The sequence below is a fragment of the uncultured Legionella sp. genome (assembly GCF_937871865.1).
Classification (GTDB): Bacteria; Pseudomonadota; Gammaproteobacteria; order Legionellales; family Legionellaceae; genus Legionella.
Genome location: NZ_CALMPD010000196.1, coordinates 1 through 6,767, shown reverse-complemented (window position 1 = coordinate 6,767; position 6,767 = coordinate 1). Strand labels below are relative to the sequence as shown.

Sequence of the window (6,767 nt, the reverse complement as noted above, 5' to 3'; positions counted from 1 at the left end):
GGCTACCAGGGACTACTCGCCCTAGCCTTCGGCTATCCATGGCTCGCAGCGATAGTCGGAATGTTAACTGTCCCTAGGATAAAGTCAGGATCGGTACTTTATTGCTATATTGGGGAAGAGATTAGGTTACTGCCGTTAAGTTAAAAATACGTCATCCTGAGCATCGCGAAGGATCTCTAGAATCCAGGGAAAGTCTTCATTATTAGCTCCTCAGAATGACGGCCCAAATTCTTAACTTAATGGCAGTGGCGATTCGGATAACTAATCCTTCATAAGTTAATACTTTCTTGTCTAAGGGATTCATGCAAACGCTTTCTGAAACTCTTGATTTTTCCGCGCTGTCGCGAGATGCGATTGCTCAATTACTTCACGACCATCATTTAAGCCTTTCTGTTGATGAGGCCTTAATCATTCAAAATAAGTTCCTTAAAAGACCTCCTACTCATGCTGAATGTGTGCTGTGGTCTATCCAAGGTTCTGAGCATTGTTCCTATAAAAGCAGTCGCGTTCATTTAAAGCAATTTAATACCGATGGCCCGAATGTAATTCTTGGAGCAAAAGAAGACGCAGGAATTGTATCTGTCGCGCAGGATAGGGAAGGGAATCGCTACGGTATTATCGTAAGCCATGAGTCACATAATCATCCCTCCCAGATTGTTCCTTATGAAGGGGCGGCGACAGGGGTTGGTGGCAATGTCAGAGATGTATGTTGTATGGGAGGAGAGGTCATTGCCGTAGCCGACAGCCTTCGTTTCGGTGATATAAACCGATCTCATACACACTGGATTCAGGATGGGGTTGTTGCTGGAATTGCTGGCTACGGGAATCCTTTAGGCATACCTAATATAGCTGGCGATGTGTACTATGATGCTGGGTATAATGAAAATTGTCTGGTTACGGTTGTAACCTTAGGCGTTGTCAGAGAAGATCACATCATTCACTCTTATGCACCAAAAGATGCCGATGATTATGTTTTTATCCTTGTCGGCAAGCCAACAGATAATAGTGGTTTTGGAGGAGCCAGTTTTGCCTCCACTACTTTGGAAGAGGACTCCAGAGAACGTAATAAAGGGGCTGTTCAGGAACCTAATGCATTCCTTCAGCGTCATATACTTAAAGCCAATTATGTGCTGTTTCAATTACTGCGTGAACAGAACTTAATTGATCGCGTAGGATTTAAAGATTTAGGTGCAGGAGGGGTTGCTTGTGCCAGTATCGAACTTGCTGAAGCAGGAGGTGCTTACGGGGCTGAAATTGATTTGGAGCAGGTTCCAACCGGCATGAGTGGTTTATTACCTTCGGTTATTTTATGTTCGGAAACTCAAGAGCGGTTTATGTGGGTGGTGCCTCCTGAATTAGTGGACATCATTTTGAATCACTATAATGAAACCTTTGCGCTTCCTATGGTTTCTGAAGGTGCTCGTGCTGCAGTAATAGGAAAAATAAGAACAGATGGCCTTTATGTTGTAAATTATCAGGGTAGGGAATTAGTCCGCGCTAAAGCGTCAGATGTTACTCAAGGAATTGTCTACAATCGTCCTTATGTCAGTAAAGAGCAATGGAATATTGAGCCTGATTTACCTGTACTCCAGGATTATAATCAGATCCTGTTAAAACTGCTTGCCCATGAAAATATTGCTTCCAGAGCTCCTGTTTTTGAAACTTATGACAAACAAGTTCAGGGTCGAACTCATACTGAGGCTGGTTGGGCAGACGCTGGGCTGATGCAACCCTTTAATGAAGATAAATATCCTGAGGAAATCCGGAAAACAGGAATTGCCTTATCTTTGGATCAAAACCCACGATACAATAAAATTGATGCCTATTGGGGAGCGGTTAATGCAGTCGTTGAATCGGTGCGAAACATTACTGCTGTTGGAGCAAACCCTGTAGCACTTACCGATTGTTTGTGTTTTGGTAATCCGGAAAAACCAGAGCAGATGGGTGAGTTTGTTGACTCAGTTCGAGGGATTATTGATGCTTGCTCTGCAATTAAGTTAAAAGACTATCCCGAAGCCAGCTTACCTGTAATCGCCGGTAATGTTTCCTTATATAATGAATCAGTCAAGGGTTCTATTCCTCCAAGTCCAATGATCAGTTGTTTGGGACGATTACTCGATATTGATTATGCAATAACTTTTGATTTCAAAAAAACTAACTCCTGTTTAATTATGATAGGTGAGCGTAAAGATGAGTGCGGAGGTAGTATTTATTACCAAGTTTTTAACAAATTGGTTGTTAATATTCCACGGCCGGATTTAAAATCTCTGAATGATGAAATTCAAGCTGTATCTGAAGCGATACAGCGCGGTTGGGTTCTTGCTGCTCATGATATCTCCGAAGGTGGGGTTGCGGTCGCTCTGGCTGAAATGAGTTTTAAAAATTCTATTGGAGCACAAGTAAACATACCGGGAGCGGTATCGCTTGAAAAACGTTTATTTAGTGAGAGTGGTGGATTTATTCTCGAAATAGAGCCTCAGCACCAAGAAACACTGGATAAATTATTTTCTGCCTATCTAATCCCTTATTTCGTTATTGGCCATACCATCGAGCAATCTGAATTACACATCAACTCAACAATTAACTTGTCCATTAAAGATGCAAAACACGCCTGGGAACATGGTTTAAGGGAGAGATTATTATAATGACGAGCATCAATTATAAAGCAGCGGGTGTTGATATTGAAGCCGGAAATGAGGCTGTTAGACGAATCAAACGTACTGTTGAGAAGACATTCTCCCCTCAGGTTTTAACCGGGATTGGCAGTTTTGGGGCAATGTAGGATTTAAAGCCTTTGATGGAGCATTATAAGCACCCCATTATGGTACAAAGTATTGATGGAGTGGGCACCAAAATGATTGTTGCTCGCATGATGCAAAAATTTGATACCATCGGAATTGATTTGGTGAGTGCAACTACCAATGACATCATCGTTTTGGGGGCTAAGCCTTTAACTCTTCTAGATTACATTGCAACAGCTCACCTCAAACCAGAACATATTGAAGAAATAATTATTGGCATGACTAAAGCCTGTCTTGAAAATGGTATTTCTTTAGTTGGCGGTGAAACCGCTGAAATGCCTGATACTTATCTCAAAGGCGAACACGATCTGGTTGGGATTATTACCGGAGTTGTTGAGAAAGATGCTGCTGTATTAGGTAAGAATATTCTTCCGGGTGATGTTGTGTTAGCTTTTCCGTCAAGCGGTTTACATACTAATGGATATTCATTAGCCAGAAAATTATTTTTTGATTTAGGCGGTTATACCGTTGATACCAAACTACCTGAGTTGGCGCAAACAGTTGGCGAAACCTTGTTAGCACCTCACATCAATTACACCAAGCCTATTCTTCATTTACTAGACCAAAAAATCTCTATTAAGGGCATGGCTCATATAAGTGGTGGCGGAGTATTGGAAAATATACCCAGGGTGTTACCTGCTCACTGTTCTGTTGAGATAGAGAAGAATAAATGCCCCATATTACCTGTTTTTAATGTGCTGCAATCATTAGGTCAACTGGATGAACAGGAGTTATATCGCACCTTTAATATGGGCATGGGTATGGTCATGATTGTTTCTCCAGAGGTTGTGGAAGAAATGAGATTAGTATTAAAAAATCATTCTGATTTTCCTTTTTATGAGATTGGTAAGGTTGTATCTGGTAAGTCTGATGTGAGATTAATCTAATGAAAATAGCAATCGTACAATTTCCAGGCTCAAATTGTGAACGAGAAACGATGCTGGCTGTTCGGCGAGCAGGAATGACTCCCATCGAATTTTTGTGGAATGAATCTCATGACAAACTGCGCGAAATGGATGGCTATATTATCGTTGGTGGATTTTCATATGAGGATCGTTCACGAGCAGGAATAATTGCAGCACTTGATCCGGTAATGAAAGAAATACAGCGTCAAAGTGAGACGGGTAAGCCCGTTTTAGGTATTTGTAATGGGGCTCAGATTCTTGTTGAAACAGGAATGGTACCTGGACTTAAAAATTATCAGCCTTGCATCGCACTTGCTGAGAACCGTCGCATTCTTGATGGAAAAATATTAGGAACTGGATTTTATAATAGTTGGGTGTGCATGCGACCATCAACCAATTCAAAATCCAATGCCTTTACACGGCACTTATCTGAAAACAGTATTCTTTCGGTGCCAATCGCTCATGCTGAAGGGCGTTTTGTTATGCCCTTGGAGTTATTACAGGAAATTAATAATGAAGGCCTGAGCGTGTTTCAATATTGTGATGAAGCGGGTTGTATTCTTGATAACTTCCCGGTTAATCCCAATGGCTCTTTACTTAATAGCGCAGCAATAATGAATAAATCCGGAAATGTGATGGCAATGATGCCTCATCCTGAGCGTACTACTGTGGGTGATCCCATATTTCTTTCAATGAGAGATTACATTCAGGAACGCAAGGAATTCGAGCATTGCGAATTAGCTTATCAACCAGAACCCATAGTCATTAAGCCCTATCAGCGCAAAGAAAACAGCTATGAGTTATTGGTAAAACTGGTTATCACTGACAATCATGCATTAACAGTACAAAACACTTTGAAACAACTCGGAATGGACGTTCGAGTAAGCCGGGCATCACACTGGAATATTGAATCTGATTTTGAATCAATAGAAAAAATAAAGCAAACGGGCGTTTTATACAATGAACGGAAAGAATATCTTGTTGAGCCTGAGGTGGTTTGTAATACCGCGTCTTTATCTTGTTTGGTGGTTCCTAAGGATGATTTATTAGGACTGCAGAAAAAACAAATGTTGTTTGACCATTTTGCCATTGATGGAATTCAGAACATACACCACGGCATGTTGTGGATGTTTGAGTGTGACGCTGGAAACATCGCCTCCCTTAAAGAACTAATACTAAATTCCCATATTATTTTTAACCCGAGTGCTCATGACTATTATGAATATTAATACTATTGATAAACAGGCAATAACCGCTGCAATACCTTATTGTCTTACTGATACGGATTTTACTTTTGGCAAAAAATATAAAGGTAAGGTCAGAGATACTTATGATTTGGGTGATAAACTAATATTGGTTACCACTGATAGACAAAGTGCCTTTAATCGTTTACTGGCTTCAGTACCCTACAAAGGTCAGGTTTTGAACTTAACGTCAGCCTGGTGGTTCAAAAACACCCAAACAATAGTGCCTAATCATTTAATTGCCGTGCCTGATCCCAACGTGGTTATTGCCAAAAAATGTAAGGTGTTCCCCATTGAGTTTGTCGTTCGAGGTTATATTTCTGGCACAACCAGTACGTCATTGTGGACTCAGTATCAGAAGGGAGCTCGTGAGTATTGTGGCTTGTCATTTCCAGATGGTTTAGTTAAAAATCAACTATTGCCTAATCCCATATTGACTCCAACAACGAAAGAAACCGAACATGATCGCCCAATCAGTCCTGCGGAGATAGTCGCGGAAGGATGGATGACGCAAGATGACTGGGACGAAGCAAGTTCGTATGCATTACAGTTATTTCAACACGGTATGAAAGTCGCTGCACGGCATGGCCTTATTTTAGTCGATACCAAATATGAGTTTGGTCGTGACGACGAAGGCAACATCGTGCTTGTTGATGAAATTCACACTCCTGACTCAAGCCGTTATTGGCTTTCTGCAAGTTATAGAGAGCGATTTGATGAGGGGAAGGAACCTGAAAATATTGATAAAGAATTTCTTCGCTTATGGTTCGTTGATCATTGTGATCCATACAATGACGATATTTTGCCAAAGGCTCCCGAGGAATTGATTGTGACCTTGGCTGAGCGATACATTCAGCTTTATGAAATGATCACTCATGAGCGTTTTAGTTATGAAAAAGATCCGGGTTCAATTAATCAGAGAATCATACAAAATATTGAACATTGGTTGAGTTGAATAATTGAAAGACTTAGGCCGTTGACATTTCATATCAAAGCCTTAGGTCCATGGCTGTCGTAGATAAAACACGGCACGTAGGAATTTTAGGTTGTCAACGGATACGAGCAGAACATTTTAAGTTGCACGTCATCCTGAGCATAGCGAAGGATCTTCTGAATTCCTTCGTCGCAAGCTCCTCTGGATGACGTACTTTCTTAGCTTCATGGCAGTATTATGGGGGCGGGGAAACACAATTTATGAATAGGTGCCTGATGCAGAAACAATAAAAGTATTGCATGTGCAAGGGCTCGTATAATCGGACTGGATGCTATTTGAAGGGAAGGCTTATGTGTGGGATCGTTGGTATTTACAGTCATGAACCGGTTGCAGCGGAGCTTTATGATAGTCTTATTCATTTACAGCATCGAGGTCAGGATGCCTGCGGTATTTTAACCAGTGATGATCGCTTTTATTCCAAGCATGGTTTGGGGTTAGTCAGAGAGTCTGTGTCGCCATATGATCTTATCCGCTTAAAAGGGACTGTCGGAATAGCTCATGTACGATATCCTACTGCCGGAGGCTACAGCGAAGTTGATGTTCAACCTCTGTGGATTGGGAGTCCGCGAGGTATTGCCTTGGCGCATAACGGAAATTTGGTGAATTATCATGATTTGGTGGACGATATTTGTGGTAACAGCATCGTCATTTGAACTCAAGCCTTGATTCAGAGGCATTATTACTTCTTTTAGCTGATAATCTAGCCGTTGGTTCCTATTCAGATCATGATGACAATCAGTTTTTTGATGTATTATGTAATGCTGTACATACTATAGCCAACACACGATAAATTGATTATTAGCAATGGCTCTGAAAAAGCTCA

The 6,767-nt window shown here is 41.2% G+C and carries 3 protein-coding genes and 2 pseudogenes; all 5 read left to right on the top strand.

Going from position 1 to position 6,767, the window contains the following annotated elements:
• The first annotated feature begins 302 nt into the window (after positions 1–302).
• Complete coding sequence (gene purL, locus Q0495_RS10665; RefSeq protein WP_298625950.1) at positions 303–2,645, top strand: phosphoribosylformylglycinamidine synthase subunit PurL; 2,343 nt, start codon at positions 303–305, stop codon at positions 2,643–2,645.
• Positions 2,645–3,688, top strand: a pseudogene (gene purM, locus Q0495_RS10655) (phosphoribosylformylglycinamidine cyclo-ligase). Before purL ends, purM begins: the two are co-directional and overlap by 1 nt.
• Positions 3,688–4,935: a phosphoribosylformylglycinamidine synthase I gene (gene purQ, locus Q0495_RS10650; protein WP_298625946.1), complete on the top strand. Its 1,248-nt coding sequence runs from the start codon at positions 3,688–3,690 to the stop codon at positions 4,933–4,935. The pseudogene purM and the gene purQ overlap by 1 nt, the downstream one beginning before the upstream one ends.
• Complete coding sequence (locus tag Q0495_RS10645; protein WP_298625944.1) at positions 4,925–5,905, top strand: phosphoribosylaminoimidazolesuccinocarboxamide synthase; 981 nt, start codon at positions 4,925–4,927, stop codon at positions 5,903–5,905. Before purQ ends, Q0495_RS10645 begins: the two co-directional genes overlap by 11 nt.
• 329 nt (positions 5,906–6,234) lie before the next feature.
• Positions 6,235–6,719 (top strand): annotated as a pseudogene (locus Q0495_RS10640) (amidophosphoribosyltransferase); the annotation flags it as partial.
• Between the last annotated feature and the right edge of the window lie 48 nt (positions 6,720–6,767).

What these genes read in the sequence shown, in the direction of transcription:
- purL (WP_298625950.1), top strand. Translation starts at nt 303, where the DNA reads ATGCAAACGCTTTCTGAAACTCTTGATTTTTCCGCGCTGTCGCGAGAT.
- purQ (WP_298625946.1), top strand. Translation starts at nt 3,688, where the DNA reads ATGAAAATAGCAATCGTACAATTTCCAGGCTCAAATTGTGAACGAGAA.
- Q0495_RS10645 (WP_298625944.1), top strand. Translation starts at nt 4,925, where the DNA reads ATGAATATTAATACTATTGATAAACAGGCAATAACCGCTGCAATACCT.